Genomic DNA, 14,310 nt, shown 5'->3' with positions numbered 1-14,310 from the left:
AACGTGATCGACACGTCGGCTGGCCAGTTAGGCGATGATCCCAGGTCCGGCGGCCGGCCGCAGTTCGTGGACTGCCCGTCGCACTGAGCGTCAGCGGCGGCTGGTCGTCGGCCACGGCCGGGCGAAGGTTCAACGCGCGTCAGCAAGACGGAGGCGGTACGTGCGCACGCTGTCACCGTCGGGCGTCGGCCGATCAGCTCCCGCCTCCCAACCCAACCGCTCGTAGAACCCTGTCGCCCCCAGGGGCCCGATCGACGTCTGCGCCTCGACCCACATCGCGCCGGCGTCTCGGGCCATGTCGACGAAATGAGCGGCCAGCACCACCCCGATGCCGCTCATGCGCGAATCGGGTCGCACCGCCAGCGCAGTCATGACTGCCACGTGTGGAGTCACCACCGACCCGTTTCGCTCCGGTGTCGCCGCGACCGCCCGCCGGCGCAGCACCCGCCGGGCCAACGGCCGGACCCGCGTCCGCAGGACACGGACGGCAACAGCGGGCCGGACAATCAGCGCGCCGAGAGCGGCGAGGGCGAGAGACGCCGCCACGCGCCGGTCCCTTGCCAGCTCGGCGGTGTAGGCGGCGTGGTCACTGGCACCCAGCACAAATGCGACGATCTCCTCCTGCCGGGCGGCAGTGCGGACAACGACTGCGCCCACCCCGTACGGGGAGTTCAGGTAGGTGCGCTGCCAACGGCGGACGAAGCGGGCACCAAGCGCTGGAAAGAGCCCCATCGGAAGCAACTCGACGTGGGCGCGGGCCATCGCAGGGAGATCCTCATATCTGGCCCGTCGCAGAGCCAGCCGGCCTGCCATCCGGTCAGCCTCTGCGGGCTCCTCGGTCGCCGGCGGCGCAACGATACCCAGACGGAGATCGTCGATCATCCCCCGGGGAATGCGCATCTCGTCAGCCCCCACGTGTCAGGGTCAGATCCCTGTCCCGAGGACCTGACCTTCCCGCTCACGGACAGCCCCGGCAGACGGGGCCGGATGCCCTCGCGTTGGTGGCGTCGCGCCTGGCGGCGCCAGCGCAGCCTCGATCATCCGGTTACCCGGGTCCCCTCGGGTCATGCACAGCCGGTGTGCTGGCGGCGTCTCGGCGTGGGTGACGCCGAGACCCGGTGACGTCCGTGCAGGCGGCGCTGGGATCGGGGGATTTCGGGATCCGTCCGTCGGGCGATTGCGTTGGACGCAGACCGGGCAGCATCGGCAGTACGGTGACGACGAGGCAGAACGCCGCCATCACCAGCAGGGCGGGGACGAGGCCGAACGCGGTGACCGACCAGCCGCCCAGCAGCGCGCCCAGCGGCAGGCCGGCGAACGCCAGCGACCCGGCCAACCCGATCACCCGCGTCTGCAACGCGGCGGGCACCCGCTCGTAGATCGCCACCCCCAGCAGCGGGTTCACCGCCGCGATGCCGATGCCGGAGGCGAACGTCACCGCCAGCACGACCGCCAGTTCCTCGCTCAGCGCCAGGACCAGCAGCCGCGGGGCGCCGCCCAGCGCCGCGCCGACCGCGAAGGTCAGGTACGGGGGCAGCCGGGGACCGTACGCCGTGAACAGCAGGTTGCCCAGCAACGCGCCCGCCGAGAACGCGCCGAGGACCAGGCCCAGCCCGGCGGGGCCGCGCAGCACGTCGGCCACCCAGAGCGGGATGTAGACCGCGACGCTCGCGTTGACCACCATGTTCAGCGCCGAGATCACCAGCAGCATGGTCAGCAGCATCCGGTCGCGGCCCAGGTGGCGGAACCCGCCCGCGAGCGCGCGCAGGTAGCCCTCCGGTGCGGCCGGTCCCGCCGGTGCGGCCGGCGGCCGGACCAGCAGGCCGACGAGCAGGGCGCACGCGGCGAAGCTGGCGGCGTCGATGAGGAGCGCCCCCGTCACCCCGAACCACCAGACGAGCAGCCCGCCCAGCCCCGCGCCGAGCAGGGTGACCAGCCGGCCCAGCCCGTCGTAGACGGAGGTCAGCCGGAGCAGCCGTACGCCGGCGGCCTCGGCGGCCGGACGGAACATCACGTGCTTGACCCGGTCGCCCACGCCCCGCAGCGCGCCCACCAGGGCCACCAGGACGAGCAGCGCGCCGAAGCCGAGCCACGGGGTGAGGGCAACCGCCACCATCAGAACGGCGCTTCCGGCGTCGGCCAGGATGGACGTGCGGCGCAGCCCGACCCGGTCCGCCCACGGCGTGCCGAGCGCGCTGGAGAGCAGGTAGGGCAGCATCTCGGCGGCGGCCACCGCGCCCATCTTCGCGGGGCTGCCGGTGGTCTCCAGCACCAGCCAGGGGATGGCCACCACCGAGATGCGGCTGCCCAGGTTGGAGATCAGGTCGGCGGCGACCAGGACGGTCAGTTCCCGCCGGGGGGTCACGCCAGGCTGCCGATCGACGCCTCCGGGTGCTCGACCGAGGACGGGTGCTCCTCGGCGTGGCGGGCCCGCAGCGCGCGCTTGTCCACCTTGGCGGAGCGGTTGAGCGGCAGCCGGTCGACGAACTGCACCCCGCCCGGCGCCCAGGTGTCGCTGAGCTCGGCGGTCACCAGGTCGATCAGCTCCCGGGCGGTCACCGTCGCGCCGGGCGCCGGCACCACGAAGGCGTACGGCAGCTCGCCGGCCGCCTCGTCGGGCACGCCGATCACCGCCGCCGCCCGTACCTGCGGGTGCCCGGCCAGGGTGTCCTCGATCGGGCGGGAGTGGATCGGCCAGCTGCGCCGCCGGGTGAGGATCCGGTCCTGCAACCGGTCGACGAGGTAGAGGTAGCCGTCGGCGTCGAGGTGCCCGACGTCGCGGGTGCGGACCCAGCCGTCGACCAGTGTCTCGGCGGTCAGCTCGGGCTGGCCGTGGTAGCCGGCGAAGCGCAGGTCGGTGTGCACCCACACCTCGCCGTCGGAGCCGGGCGGCAGCACCGTGCCGTCGTCGGCGCGGATCTCGACGCGTACGTCGCCGTAGGGCCGCCCGCAGGAGCGCAGCCGCTGCGGGTGCGCCGGGTCGTCGGTCAGCCCCGGCAGGGCGGTGACCACGACGGCCTCGCTGAGGCCGTACACGATGCGCAGCACCGGCCCGAAGCGGGAGATCGCCTGACGCAGCCGGGCGGGCGCGGCGGGCCCGGCGCCCACGTTGAACATGAACATGGCCGAGAAGTCCGCGCCGTCCAGGGCCGGGTGGTCGAGCACCTCATAGAGCATCGGCGGGGTGACGAAGGTGGAGTTGATCCGTTCCCGGTCGACGGTGGCGATGAACCGCGCCGCGTCCCAGCCGTCGCGCGGGAACAGCACCCCGCCGGTGAAGAGGTTGAACAGCGTGGTGATCTGGCCGCTGGCCAGCCACATCGGCGAGTGCGACAGGTGCCGCAGCGGCGGGTGGCCGGCGGCGCGGAAGTCGGCGGCCAGGGCGAGGATCTGGGTGTAGAAGCTCTCCCGGTGGTGCACCAGCTTCGGGGTGCCGGTGGTGCCGCTGGTCTGGAGGAAGGACTCCGGCACCGGCGCCTCGGCCGGCAGGTCGGCCGTCGGGGCGCCGGCGGCCGCGGCGACGAGGTCCGGGCCCGCGCCGCCCGACCCGAGGCAGAGCACGGGTACGCCGGGCAGCCCGGCCGCCAGCTCCGGCCCGAGGCCGGCCGGGTCCCGGGCGTCGTAGACGAACGCGTCGGGGCGGGCCAGCCGGACGAACTCGTCGACCTCCCGGCGGGACGTGACCGGGGCGATCCACATCGTCCGGCAGCCCAGCAGGTGCAGGGCGAGCTGCACCAGCGGCCCCTCCACGGGGTTGCCGAGCGCGAGCAGCACCGCCTGCCCCGGCCGTACGCCGTGCCCGAGCAGTGCCGCGGCCAGCCCGCGTACCTGCGCGGCGGCCTCGGCGTAGCTGAGCCGGCGTCCGTTTCCGACCAGCGCCTCCCGGTCGCCGAAGCCCGCGAACAGCTCCAGCGCCCGGTGCACGTAGTCGGCCCGTCGCTCCGGTCGGTCGGTCATCCGACAGCCCCCTCGCCGCAGAAGTGTGGCCGTGTGCCGGGCAGCCCGCCACGGCGCGGCGGCCGGGCGGGCGCACCGCCGCCGTCCGTGAGCGTAGGTACCACCGGCTGTCACCGGACAGGGCCTGAACGGCGCTCCGGGCGGACCGGAGGACATTTGATCGCGTCGATCAGGTTGATTGACGGTCGTGAAACGGGGCGGCTAGGTTTCTGGACCATCGTCCAGGCGGTGCCGTCAGCGGATGGCCCTGGGCTGCCAACGATGGAGGTTCAATGTCGACCCCGAAGAGATGGCATGTCATCGCGTCCGCGGCCACCCTGCTCGTCGCCGGCACCCCGGCGATGGTGGCCAGCGCCGGCCCGGCCGACACCGAGGCGTCCCACCAGCGCACGGTCTGGGCGGGCAGCTGGGCCGCCGCGGTCACCAGGGGAAACGCGACCGGCCTGACCAACAACGGCCTCAACGACCAGAGCGTACGGATGGTCGTGCACACCACCGTCGGCGGAGAGCGGTTCCGGGTCCGGCTCAGCAACTCCTACGGCGAGCAGGCCGTTCGGGTCGGCCGCGCCACCGTCGCGAAGCCGAACACCGCGACCCCCGACGACCTGTCCGACATCGACCCCTCGACCCTGCGGACGCTGACCTTCGGCGGCGCCACCTCGGCCACCATGAACCGGGGCGCCGAACTGGTCAGCGACCCCGTCGCGCTGCCCGTCGGCGACCAGCAGGACCTGGTGCTGACGGTGCACTTCCCGACCCCCACCGGCCCGGTGACCTTCCACGGCCAGTCCCGGCAGACGAACTTCATCGGGGCCACCGACCTGACCTCCGCCGCCGGCGGGGCCGGTTTCACGATCCGACCGAACTGCTGCTGGTTCTTCCTGTCCGGCATCGACGTGCAGCGGCGGCACAGCCCCGGCTCGGTGGTGGTCTTCGGCGACTCCATCGCCGACGGCAACGGCAGCACCGTCAACGCCAACAAGCGCTGGCCCGACCTGCTCGCCGACCGGCTCATTGACGCCCGCCCGGACGTCCGCACCCCGGGCGTGCTCAACCTCAGCCTCGCCGGCAACCGGCTCAACCACGAGGGCACCGAGCCCGGGGCGGGCGGCTTCCCCGGCTACCACGAGCTCGGACCGAACGCCCTGGCCCGGCTCGACGAGGACGTCTTCGCGCAGACCGACGCCCGGACCGTGATCACCCACCTCGGCATCAACGACGTCTGGATGTCGGGCGACTCCGCCGAGCAGATCATCGCCTCGCTGCGGCAGATCAACCAGCAGGTGAAGGCGCGCGGCCTGCGCAGCCTCGTGTCGACGCTGACCCCGTACGAGGGGCACGGCAACCCGGGGGTGTGGACGCCCGAGAAGGAGGCCACCCGGCAGGCGGTGAACGCGTACCTGCGCGGCAGCGGCGAGTTCGATGGGCTGCTCGACTTCGACCGGGTGCTGCGCGATCCGGCGCAGCCGAGCCGGCTGCTGCCCGCGTACGACTCGGGGGACCACATCCACCCGAACGACGCCGGCAACCAGGCGCTGGCGGACGCCGTACCGCTGCGACTGCTCGGCCTGTGACACCGGCGCGGGCGGCGGGCGACCCCCGCCGCCCGCGGCACCGTCGATGGGGGAGACCGGAGGAACGTGGACGTCACCCAGCTGCTGACCCGTCTCTACAGCGACGAGGGCCGGCAGGATCCGTACCCCTGCTACGCCGCCCTGCACGCGCTGGGGCCGGTCAGCCCGGTGCCGGAGCGCGCGGAGCACCGCTCGGTCGCCGCCGTCGCCGTCGGCTACGACCTGGTGAGCCAGGTGCTGCGCGACCCGCGGTGGTACAAGCAGGCCCCGCCGGGCTGGCAGGAGCAGGAGGTGCTGCGCACCCTCCAGACCTCGATGATGTTCGTCAACCCGCCGGAGCACACCCGGATGCGGGCGGCCTTCGCGAGGAGCTTCACCCCGCGCCGGCTCGCCGCGCTGAAGCCGACCGTGCACCGGGTCGTCGACGGGCTGCTCGACCGGATGGCCGACGCCGGCGACGCCGGCCTCGACTTCGTCGCGGAGTTCGCGTACCCGCTGCCGGCCCTGGTGATGGCGGAGTTCATCGGCATCCCCGCCGGGGAGCTGGACTTCTACCGGCAACGGGTGGAACGGATCGACGAGTTCCTGGACGTGGCCGGCGCGACCCCGCAGCGGCTCGCCGCCGCCAACACCGCCGCCGCCGAGCTGCGCGACTTCTACGCCGACCTGATCGCCCACCGGCGCCACCGGCCCGGTGACGACCTGATCAGCGCCCTGGTCGAGGCGGTCGACTTCGGGGACGTGGAGCTGACCGTCGACGAGTTGGTGAGCAACCTGATCGTGCTGTTCAACGCCGCCTTCGTCACCACCGTCTACATGTTCTCCAACGGGCTGCCGCTGCTGCTGGCCCACCCCGACGTGGCCGCCGCGCTGCCCGGCGACGACGCGTTGACCCGGGGCGCGGTCGAGGAGATCCTGCGGCTGGAGGCGCCCGTGCACTTCCTGGCCCGGGCCGCGCCCCACGACAGCGAGGTCGGCGGGGTGCCGGTCGGGCGGGACCGCAACGTCCTGCTGATCCTCGCCGCCGCCAACCGCGACCCGGCCCGCTTTCCCGACCCGGACCGTTTCGACCCGCGCCGGAGCGGACCGCCGTCGCTGGCGTTCGGCGCCGGCCCGCACTTCTGCCTCGGCGCGGCGGTGTCCCGCCTGGAGGGTCGCCTCGCGCTGCCCAGGCTGCTGGCCCGCTTCCCCGGGCTCACCGTCGCCGAGGCGCCGACGTACAGCGGCAGCCTCTTCCTGCGTGGCGTCGACAGGCTGGCCGTACACACCCGAGGAGGACCCGCGTGAGCATCCATCCGCAGGTGGCGGCGTACCGGGCCGTCCGCGAGGCGGCCGGCACCCCGCCGCTGTACACCCAGAGCCTGGCCGAGGCCCGCGCCGCCGACCTCGCCGCGATCCGCGCCGGCGGCGGCGCGGTCGAGCCGGTGCACGAGGTACGCGACACGCACGTGCCCGGCCCGGCCGGCGACCTGCCGGTGCGCGTCCACCGGCCGGCGGGGAAGGGTCCGCTACCCACGCTGGTCTACTTCTTCGGCGGCGGGTGGACCCTCGGTAGCGTGGACACCGCCGACGGCATCTGCCGACGGCTGGCCAACGCCGTGCCCTGCCAGGTGGTCACCGTCGGCTACCGGCTGGCCCCGGAGCATCCCTTCCCCGCCGCCGTGCACGACTGCCACGCGGCCACCCGGTGGATCGCCGACAACCCCGCGGAGTTCGGCGTCGACCCGCTGCGCGTGGCGGTCGGCGGCGACAGCGCCGGCGGCAACCTCGCCGCCGCCGTCACCCTGCTGTCCCGCGAGCGCGGCGGGCCCCGGCTCGCCGCCCAACTGCTGGTGTACCCGAACACCGACCAGAGCGCCGACGCCGGGGGCGACGCCGAGGACCCGCTGCTGTTCAACCGCCGCTCGGTCGCCTGGTACCGGGGCCACTACCTCGCCGACCCCGCCGACGCGCGGCACCCGCTGGCGTCACCGCTGCTCGCCGCCGACCTGGCCGGCCTGCCGCCGGCGCTGGTGATCACCGCCGAGCACGACCCGCTGCGCGACGAGGGGGAGCGGTACGCGCACCGGCTGCGCGAGGCCGGCGTGCCGACCACCCTCACCCGGTACGCCGGCATGATCCACGGCTTCTTCGCCATGCCGGGGGCGTTCGACGACGGCCGGCGTGCCCAGGACCAGGCCGCCGCGTTCCTGCGCGACCGGTTCGACGCGGCGACCGCTTCGGCGGGGGCCGGCAGTGCGGCGGCCGCCAGCGGAGGCGGTGCCGGTGGGAAGGGAGACCGGTGATGGTCGAGGGCGTGTCGCCGAAGTCGGAGCCGTCGCCGGCCAGCCTGGCCGACTTCGCGGGAGCGGCCCGGGCAGTGCTGCCGCCCGACGTGTGGGACTACGTCGACGGCGGCAGTGGTGCCGAGACCACGCTCGCCGCCAACCGCCGCGCGCTGGACCGCGTGGCCGTGCTGCCCCGGGTGCTGCGCGGCGTGCAGACGCCCCGCACCGAGGCGCGGCTGCTCGGCACATCGTACGCCCTGCCGGTGGCGGTGGCGCCGATGGCGTACCAGCGCCTGGTGCACCCCGACGGGGAGCCGGGGCTGGCCGCCGCCGCGGGCGCGGCCGGCGTGCCGTACGTGGCCAGCACCCTGAGCAGCGCGCCGATCGAGCAGATCGCCGGGACCGGCGCGAGCGTCTGGTTCCAGCTGTACTGGCTGCGCGACCGGGCTCTGGTCGCCGACCTGCTGGACCGGGCGCACGCGGCGGGCTGCACGGCGCTGACGGTCACCGTGGACGTGCCGATCCTCGGCCCCCGGCGGCGCGACGTGCGCAACGCGTTCGCCATCCCGCCGCACGTCGTGGCGGCCAACCTGCCGGCCGGCCGCGACGACCTCGCGCACACCGCCACCCCGGGCGTCTCCGCCATCGCCGCACACACCGGCGAGGTCTTCGCACCCGCGCTGACGTGGGCCGACCTGGACTGGCTGCGCGGCCGTACCGCCCTGCCACTGGTGGTCAAGGGCGTGCTGGACCCGCGCGACGCGGAGCTGGCGGTGGCCGCCGGCGCGGACGCCGTGGTGGTCTCCAACCACGGTGGCCGCCAGCTCGACGGCGCACCGGCCACCGCGACCGTGCTGCCGGAGGTGGTGGCGGCGGTGGCCGACCGGTGCGAGGTGCTGCTGGACAGCGGCGTGCGCGACGGCTTCGACGTGCTGCGCGCACTGGCCCTCGGCGCGCGGGGGGTGCTGGTCGGCCGGCCCATGCTGTGGGCGCTCGCCGCCGGCGGCGGGGCCGGGGCGCGCACGGCGCTTGAGCTGCTGGCCGGCGAGTTCCGCGACGCCCTGGCGCTGGCCGGCTGCGCCGACCCCGAGGCGGCCCGCGAGCTGCGCGTGATCAGGGAGGGCTGACCGGTGACGGAGACGGTGGACCTGCGCGTCGCCGACCTGCACCCGGCGGTCGACGATCCGGCGCTGAACTCGATGAACTTCCTCAACGAGGTGGCCCAGCACTACCCCGACGCGGTGTCGCTGGCGGCCGGCCGGCCGTACGAGGAGTTCCTCGACGTCGCGGCGCTGCACCGGCACCTGGACAGGTTCCGCCGGCACCTGGCCGACGATCTCGGGCAGAGCCCCGCGCAGGTGCACCGCACGCTGTTGCAGTACGGCCGCACCAAGGGCATCGTGCACCACCTCGTCGCCCGCAACCTCGCCGTCGACGAGGACGTCACGGTCGACCCGGAGGCGATCGTGGTGACCGTCGGCTGCCAGGAGGCGATGTTCCTGGTGCTGCGGGCGCTGCGGGCCGACCCGCGCGACGTGCTGCTCGCCGTCGCACCGACGTACGTGGGGCTGACCGGCGCCGCCCGGCTGCTGGACCTGCCGGTGCGCCCGGTGGCCGGCGGCCCGGCCGGCGTCGACCTGACCGACCTGCGCGAGCAGGTACGCGTCGCCCGGGCGGCGGGGCTGCGCCCACGCGCCTGCTACGTGATGCCGGACTTCGCCAACCCGTCCGGCACCAGCATCGGCCTGACCGACCGGCGGCGGCTGCTCGACCTGGCCGCCGAGGAGGACCTGCTGCTGCTGGAGGACAACCCGTACGGTCTCTTCCCCGCCCCGGACGCCGGGCGGCTGCCCACCCTCAAGGCGCTGGACACCGCGCGGCGGGTCGTCTACCTGGGCTCCTTCGCCAAGACGGTGCTGCCGGGCGCCCGCGTGGGCTACGTGGTCGCCGACCAGCGCGTCGCCGGCGCGGACGGCACGGTGGGCCTCCTCGCCGACCAGCTTGCCAAGATCAAGAGCATGGTCACGGTGAACACGTCGGCGATCGCCCAGGCGGTGGTCGGCGGGGCGCTGCTGGAGCACGGGTGCAGCCTGGTGGCGGCCACCGTCCGGGAGCGGGCGGCGTACGGTCGCAATCTGCGCCACCTGCTCGACGGCCTGGCCCGGCGCTTCCCGGCGGGGACCTCGCCGGTGCGGTGGAACGTCCCGGCCGGCGGCTTCTTCGTCGTGCTCACCGTGCCGTTCGGCGTCGACGACGCCCTGCTGCACCGGTCCGCCCGCGAGTACGGCGTGCTCTGGACGCCGATGGCGCACTTCTACGACGACGGCGCCCCCGTCGACGCGCTGCGGCTGTCGGCCAGCGCCGTGACCCCGGACGAGATCGACCTCGGGCTGGACCGGCTGGCCGCGCTGGTCGCCGACGAGACGGCCTGCCGGGCGGTGACCGCCGAGGTGGGATGACACACCGCGTTCACCGCATGGCAAAGCGCGACGGCCCGTGTTTCGTCGTCCTGGGTGGACACTCATAATGGACGCCATGGTCGCCTGGGAGTACGCGTTGCTGGTCCGCCGTTATCAGGGGCAGGGCCGCGCCTTTCACGTCAGCTTCATCTGGTACGGCCCGGACGGGTCGCGCCGGGACATCACCGCGTACGGCGACACGGCGATCGCGCACCTCAACCGGGCCGGCCGGGAGGGCTGGGAGCTGGTCTCCGCCGCCGAGGACGTCAACAACGTCCAGGGCAGCACCGAGGTGCACCGCTACCACCTGAAGCGGCCCATCGCCTGACCGCCACCGCGAAAGCTGCACGTGGCCCGGCTGACGGGCCAGCGGGGCCGCTCCCGGTGGGCGGGCGGCCGCGTCCCCGACCACACCCGGCCCCCACGTCGTCCGGCCCCTCGACAGCGGTAGCGTCTCGTGGCGCTGCCGACCGGCCGCCCACCCCGGGCGCCCGGCGCGTGGCGGCGGGAGGAGCAGCGGTGGCACAGCCCGTGGCCGGTCCACCCCGGCACGTCGTCGGGGTCGACTTCGGCACCCTCTCCGGCCGGGCCGTCGTGGTCGACGTGGCCGACGGCACCGTACGGGGCGAGGCCGTCCACCCGTACCGGCACGGGGTGATCACCGAGCGGCTGCCCGACGGGACGCCGCTGCCGCCGGACTGGGCGTTGCAGCACCCCGACGACCACCGCGAGGTGCTCCGCGTCGCGGTGCCCGCCGCACTGCGCGCCGCCGGGGTCCGGCCCGGGGACGTGTGCGGCATCGGCGTCGACGCCACCTCCTGCACGATGCTGCCCACCCTCGCCGACGGCACCCCGCTCTGCGAGCTGCCCGACCTGGCCGGCCGGCCGCACGCGTACCCGAAGCTGTGGAAGCACCACGCGGCCCAGCGGCAGGCCGCCCGGATCAACGACGTCGCCACCGCGCGCGGCGAGCGCTGGCTGCCCCGCTACGGCGGCCGGGTCTCCGCCGAGTGGCAGCTCGCGAAGGCGCTGGAGGTGCTCCAGGAGGACCCGGCCGTCTTCGAGCGGGCGGAGCGGTTCATCGAGGCCGCGGACTGGCTGGTCTGGCAGCTCTGCGGCCGGGAGACCCGCAACGTCCCGGCCGCCGGCTACAAGGGGCTACGGCAGGACGGGCGGTACCCGTCGGCGGAGTTCCTGCGCGCCCTGCACCCCCGCCTCGACGGGCTGCTGCCCCGCGTCGACGGCCCGCTCGTACCGGCCGGTGCCCGGGCCGGCCGGCTGACCGCCGACGCCGCCCGGTGGACGGGGCTGCCGGCCGGGACCGCCGTCGCGGCCGGCGCCATCGACGCGCACGTCACCGCCGCGGCGGCCCGCGCGGTCGAGCCCGGCCGGATGCTCGCGGTACTCGGCACCTCCACCTGCCTGATCATGAACGCGGAGGCGTACCGCGAGGTGCCCGGCGTCTGCGGCGTGGTCGACGGGGGCGTCACCGCCGGGGCGTGGGGCTACGAGGCGGGGCAGAGCGGGGTCGGCGACATCTTCGCCTGGTACGCCCGCAACGCCCTGCCGGGCCACTACGCCGACGAGGCGCGCCGCCGGGGGCTCAGCCCGTACGAACTGCTGGACACCCTCGCCGCCGAGCAGCCGGTGGGCAGCCACGGGCTGCTGGCCCTGGACTGGCACAGCGGCAACCGCTCGGTGCTGATGGACCACGAGCTGAGCGGCGTGCTGGTCGGGCTGACCCTCGCCACCCGGCCGGAGGAGATCTGGCGGGCGCTGCTGGAGGCCACCGCCTTCGGCGCCCGGACCGTCGTCGACGCGTTCACCGCCGCCGGGGTGGCCGTCGACGAGCTGACCGTGGCCGGCGGGCTGACCGACAACCGGCTGTTGCTGCGGATCTACGCCGACGTGCTCAACCGGCCGCTGCACGTGCTCGACTCCGCCCACCCGGCGGCGCTGGGCGCGGCCGTCCACGCGGCGGTCGCCGCCGGGGCGTACCCGGACGTGCCGGCCGCCTCGGCGGCGATGGGCGCCGGCCGGCGCGAGACCTGGCACCCCGATCCGGCCCGGTCGGCGGCCTACGACGAGCTGTACGCCGAGTACCGCGCGCTGCACGACCACTTCGGCCGGGGCGGCACCGACGTCCTGCACCGCCTCCGCGCCCTGCGCCACCACCCCCACCCCCAGTAGCGCATCGATCATGCAGTTGTGGTGGGTCACAAGACGGCATCACAGCGGATGAAACGGGCACCGAAGCTGCATGATCGACGCCGCGCTCGGGACGCTGCGGGATCGGGGTGGGGACGGGGACGCCCCCGCTCGGCGGGCCGGGCGGGGGCGTCGGGTGGCGCGGTTCAGCCGAGGTCGACGGCCGGGTAGAGCGGGAAGCCGGTCAGCAGGTCGCTGGCCTGCTTGGCGACCCGGTCGGCGACGGCCGGGTCGAGGACGTACTTGGCCTTGGACGCGGTGCCGTCGGGGTTGGCGCCCGGCTTGGTCTGGCTGAGCACGGTGTGGATCAGCTCGGCGGTCTCGTCCATCTGCGCGGTGCCGAGGCCCCGGCTGGTCAGCGCCGGGGTGCCGACCCGGATGCCCGAGGTGTACCAGGCGCCGTTCGGGTCCTGCGGCACGGAGTTGCGGTTGGTGACGATGCCGGAGTCGAGCAGCGCCTGCTCGGCCTGCCGGCCGGTCAGGCCGTAGCCGGAGACGTCGATCAGCACCAGGTGGTTGTCGGTGCCGCCGGTGACCAGCTTGCCGCCGCGCCGCAGCAGCCCCTCGGCGAGCGCCTGGGCGTTGTCGACGATCCGCTGGGCGTAGTCGGCGAAGTCGGGGCGGCGGGCCTCGGCGAGGGCGACGGCCTTGGCGGCCATCACGTGCGGCAGCGGGCCGCCGAGCACCATCGGGCAGCCCCGGTCGACCTGGTCGGCCAGCTCGGGCTGGCAGAGCACCATGCCGCCGCGCGGGCCACGCAGCGACTTGTGCGTGGTGGTGGTGACGATGTGCGCGTGCGGCACCGGGTCGAAGTCGCCGGTGAAGACCTTCCCGGCGACCAGGCCGGCGAAGTGCGCCATGTCGACCATGAAGGTGGCGCCGACGGAGTCGGCGATCTCCCGCATGATCCGGAAGTTGACCTTCCGCGGGTACGCCGAGTAGCCGGCGACCAGGATCAGCGGCTTGAACTCGCGGGCGGCCTCGGCGACCTTGTCGTAGTCGACGAGCCCGGTGGCCGGGTCGGTGCCGTAGCTGCGCTGGTCGAACATCTTGCCGGAGATGTTCGGTCGGAACCCGTGGGTGAGGTGGCCGCCGGCGTCCAGCGACATGCCGAGCATCCGCTGGTTGCCCAGCTCGCGGCGCAGCGCGAACCAGTCGGCCTCGGTGAGGTCGTTGACCTGCCGCACCTGGGCCTTCTTCAGCGCGGGCGACTCCACCCGGTCGGCCAGGATCGCCCAGAACGCGACCAGGTTGGCGTCGATGCCGGAGTGCGGCTGCACGTACGCGTGCGCGGCGCCGAACAGTTCCCGGGCGTGCTCGGCGGCGAGCGCCTCGACGGTGTCGACGTTCTGGCAGCCCGCGTAGAAGCGGCGCCCGACGGTGCCCTCGGCGTACTTGTCGCTGAACCAGTTGCCCATGGTCAGCAGGGTCGCGGGGGAGGCGTAGTTCTCGCTGGCGATGAGCTTGAGCGACTCGCGCTGGTCGGCGAGCTCGGCGCCGATGGCGTCGGCGACCCGCGGCTCGACGGCGCGGATCACCTCGAGGGCGCTGCGGAAGGCGGTGGATTCGGCGTTCAGCGACGACATGCGACCTCCAGTGACGTGCGGAAGGCCCAGGCGCTCGGCATGCGTCCTCATGACGGGACCGCTTCCCGATGGTTTTCCATCCCCACGCGCCAGTCACGGCCCGTGCCGATCCTACCGGGTCCGTCCCGGCGGCTCCCGGCCCACCTCGCGCGGCGGAACCGGCGGGTGCCGACGCGGGGCATGACCGGGCCGCGGCGGGGCACAGCACAGTCGGGGCCGGGCACGCGCGTGACCGGCGGCCGACGAGGGGAGTGACAGG

Annotated in this window: 11 protein-coding genes and 1 riboswitch; of the genes, 7 read left to right on the top strand and 4 right to left on the bottom strand. The window is 74.5% G+C overall.

Going from position 1 to position 14,310, the window contains the following annotated elements:
• Positions 1-129: 129 nt before the first annotated feature.
• The 3 genes from ACTMS2_RS19210 to ACTMS2_RS19200 all read right to left on the bottom strand — a co-directional run bounded on the left by ACTMS2_RS19210 (position 130) and on the right by ACTMS2_RS19200 (position 3,957).
• Positions 130-882, bottom strand: a complete 753-nt coding sequence (locus ACTMS2_RS19210) for a GNAT family N-acetyltransferase (RefSeq protein ID WP_441176614.1) — start codon at positions 880-882, stop codon at positions 130-132.
• A 163-nt stretch (positions 883-1,045) separates the two neighbouring features.
• Positions 1,046-2,365 carry an MFS transporter gene (locus ACTMS2_RS19205; protein WP_441176613.1) on the bottom strand — a complete coding sequence of 440 codons (1,320 nt, stop codon included), beginning with the start codon at positions 2,363-2,365 and terminating at the stop codon, positions 1,046-1,048.
• Entirely contained in the window at positions 2,362-3,957 is a 1,596-nt protein-coding gene (locus ACTMS2_RS19200; protein ID WP_441176612.1) for a class I adenylate-forming enzyme family protein, read from the bottom strand. Before ACTMS2_RS19200 ends, ACTMS2_RS19205 begins: the two co-directional genes overlap by 4 nt.
• A gap of 299 nt (positions 3,958-4,256) precedes the next feature.
• Here ACTMS2_RS19200 and ACTMS2_RS19195 point away from each other — a divergent pair, with 299 nt between their 5' ends.
• The 7 genes from ACTMS2_RS19195 (at position 4,257) to ACTMS2_RS19165 (ending at position 12,447) form a co-directional block, all read left to right on the top strand.
• Complete coding sequence (locus tag ACTMS2_RS19195) at positions 4,257-5,531, top strand: SGNH/GDSL hydrolase family protein (RefSeq protein WP_441176691.1); 1,275 nt, start codon at positions 4,257-4,259, stop codon at positions 5,529-5,531.
• A 66-nt stretch (positions 5,532-5,597) separates the two neighbouring features.
• Positions 5,598-6,818 carry a cytochrome P450 gene (locus ACTMS2_RS19190; RefSeq protein WP_441176611.1) on the top strand — a complete coding sequence of 407 codons (1,221 nt, stop codon included), beginning with the start codon at positions 5,598-5,600 and terminating at the stop codon, positions 6,816-6,818.
• On the top strand, positions 6,815-7,816 hold the full coding sequence (locus ACTMS2_RS19185; RefSeq protein ID WP_441176610.1) for an alpha/beta hydrolase: 1,002 nt from the start codon (positions 6,815-6,817) through the stop codon (positions 7,814-7,816). Before ACTMS2_RS19190 ends, ACTMS2_RS19185 begins: the two co-directional genes overlap by 4 nt.
• The gene (locus tag ACTMS2_RS19180; protein ID WP_350821247.1) at positions 7,816-8,925 is read left to right on the top strand and encodes an alpha-hydroxy acid oxidase; all 1,110 of its coding nucleotides are present in this window, start codon (positions 7,816-7,818) and stop codon (positions 8,923-8,925) included. Before ACTMS2_RS19185 ends, ACTMS2_RS19180 begins: the two co-directional genes overlap by 1 nt.
• A 3-nt stretch (positions 8,926-8,928) precedes the next feature.
• The gene (locus tag ACTMS2_RS19175; protein WP_441176609.1) at positions 8,929-10,257 is read left to right on the top strand and encodes a PLP-dependent aminotransferase family protein; all 1,329 of its coding nucleotides are present in this window, start codon (positions 8,929-8,931) and stop codon (positions 10,255-10,257) included.
• A 67-nt stretch (positions 10,258-10,324) separates the two neighbouring features.
• The gene (locus tag ACTMS2_RS19170; protein WP_350821249.1) at positions 10,325-10,585 is read left to right on the top strand and encodes a hypothetical protein; all 261 of its coding nucleotides are present in this window, start codon (positions 10,325-10,327) and stop codon (positions 10,583-10,585) included.
• A 191-nt stretch (positions 10,586-10,776) separates the two neighbouring features.
• Positions 10,777-12,447: a ribulokinase gene (locus tag ACTMS2_RS19165; protein ID WP_441176608.1), complete on the top strand. Its 1,671-nt coding sequence runs from the start codon at positions 10,777-10,779 to the stop codon at positions 12,445-12,447.
• A 164-nt stretch (positions 12,448-12,611) separates the two neighbouring features.
• Here the strand turns inward: ACTMS2_RS19165 and ACTMS2_RS19160 are convergent, their stop codons facing one another.
• Positions 12,612-14,051: a glycine hydroxymethyltransferase gene (locus tag ACTMS2_RS19160; RefSeq protein WP_441176607.1), complete on the bottom strand. Its 1,440-nt coding sequence runs from the start codon at positions 14,049-14,051 to the stop codon at positions 12,612-12,614.
• A 17-nt stretch (positions 14,052-14,068) separates the two neighbouring features.
• Positions 14,069-14,158, bottom strand: a riboswitch (ZMP/ZTP riboswitch).
• Positions 14,159-14,310 lie beyond the last annotated feature (152 nt).

The sequence above is a fragment of the Micromonospora sp. SD12 genome, from assembly GCF_052068495.1.
Classification (GTDB): Bacteria; Actinomycetota; Actinomycetes; order Mycobacteriales; family Micromonosporaceae; genus Micromonospora; species Micromonospora echinofusca.
The sequence above is the reverse complement of the archived record's forward strand: the minus strand, read 5'-3'. Positions and strand labels throughout refer to the sequence as shown.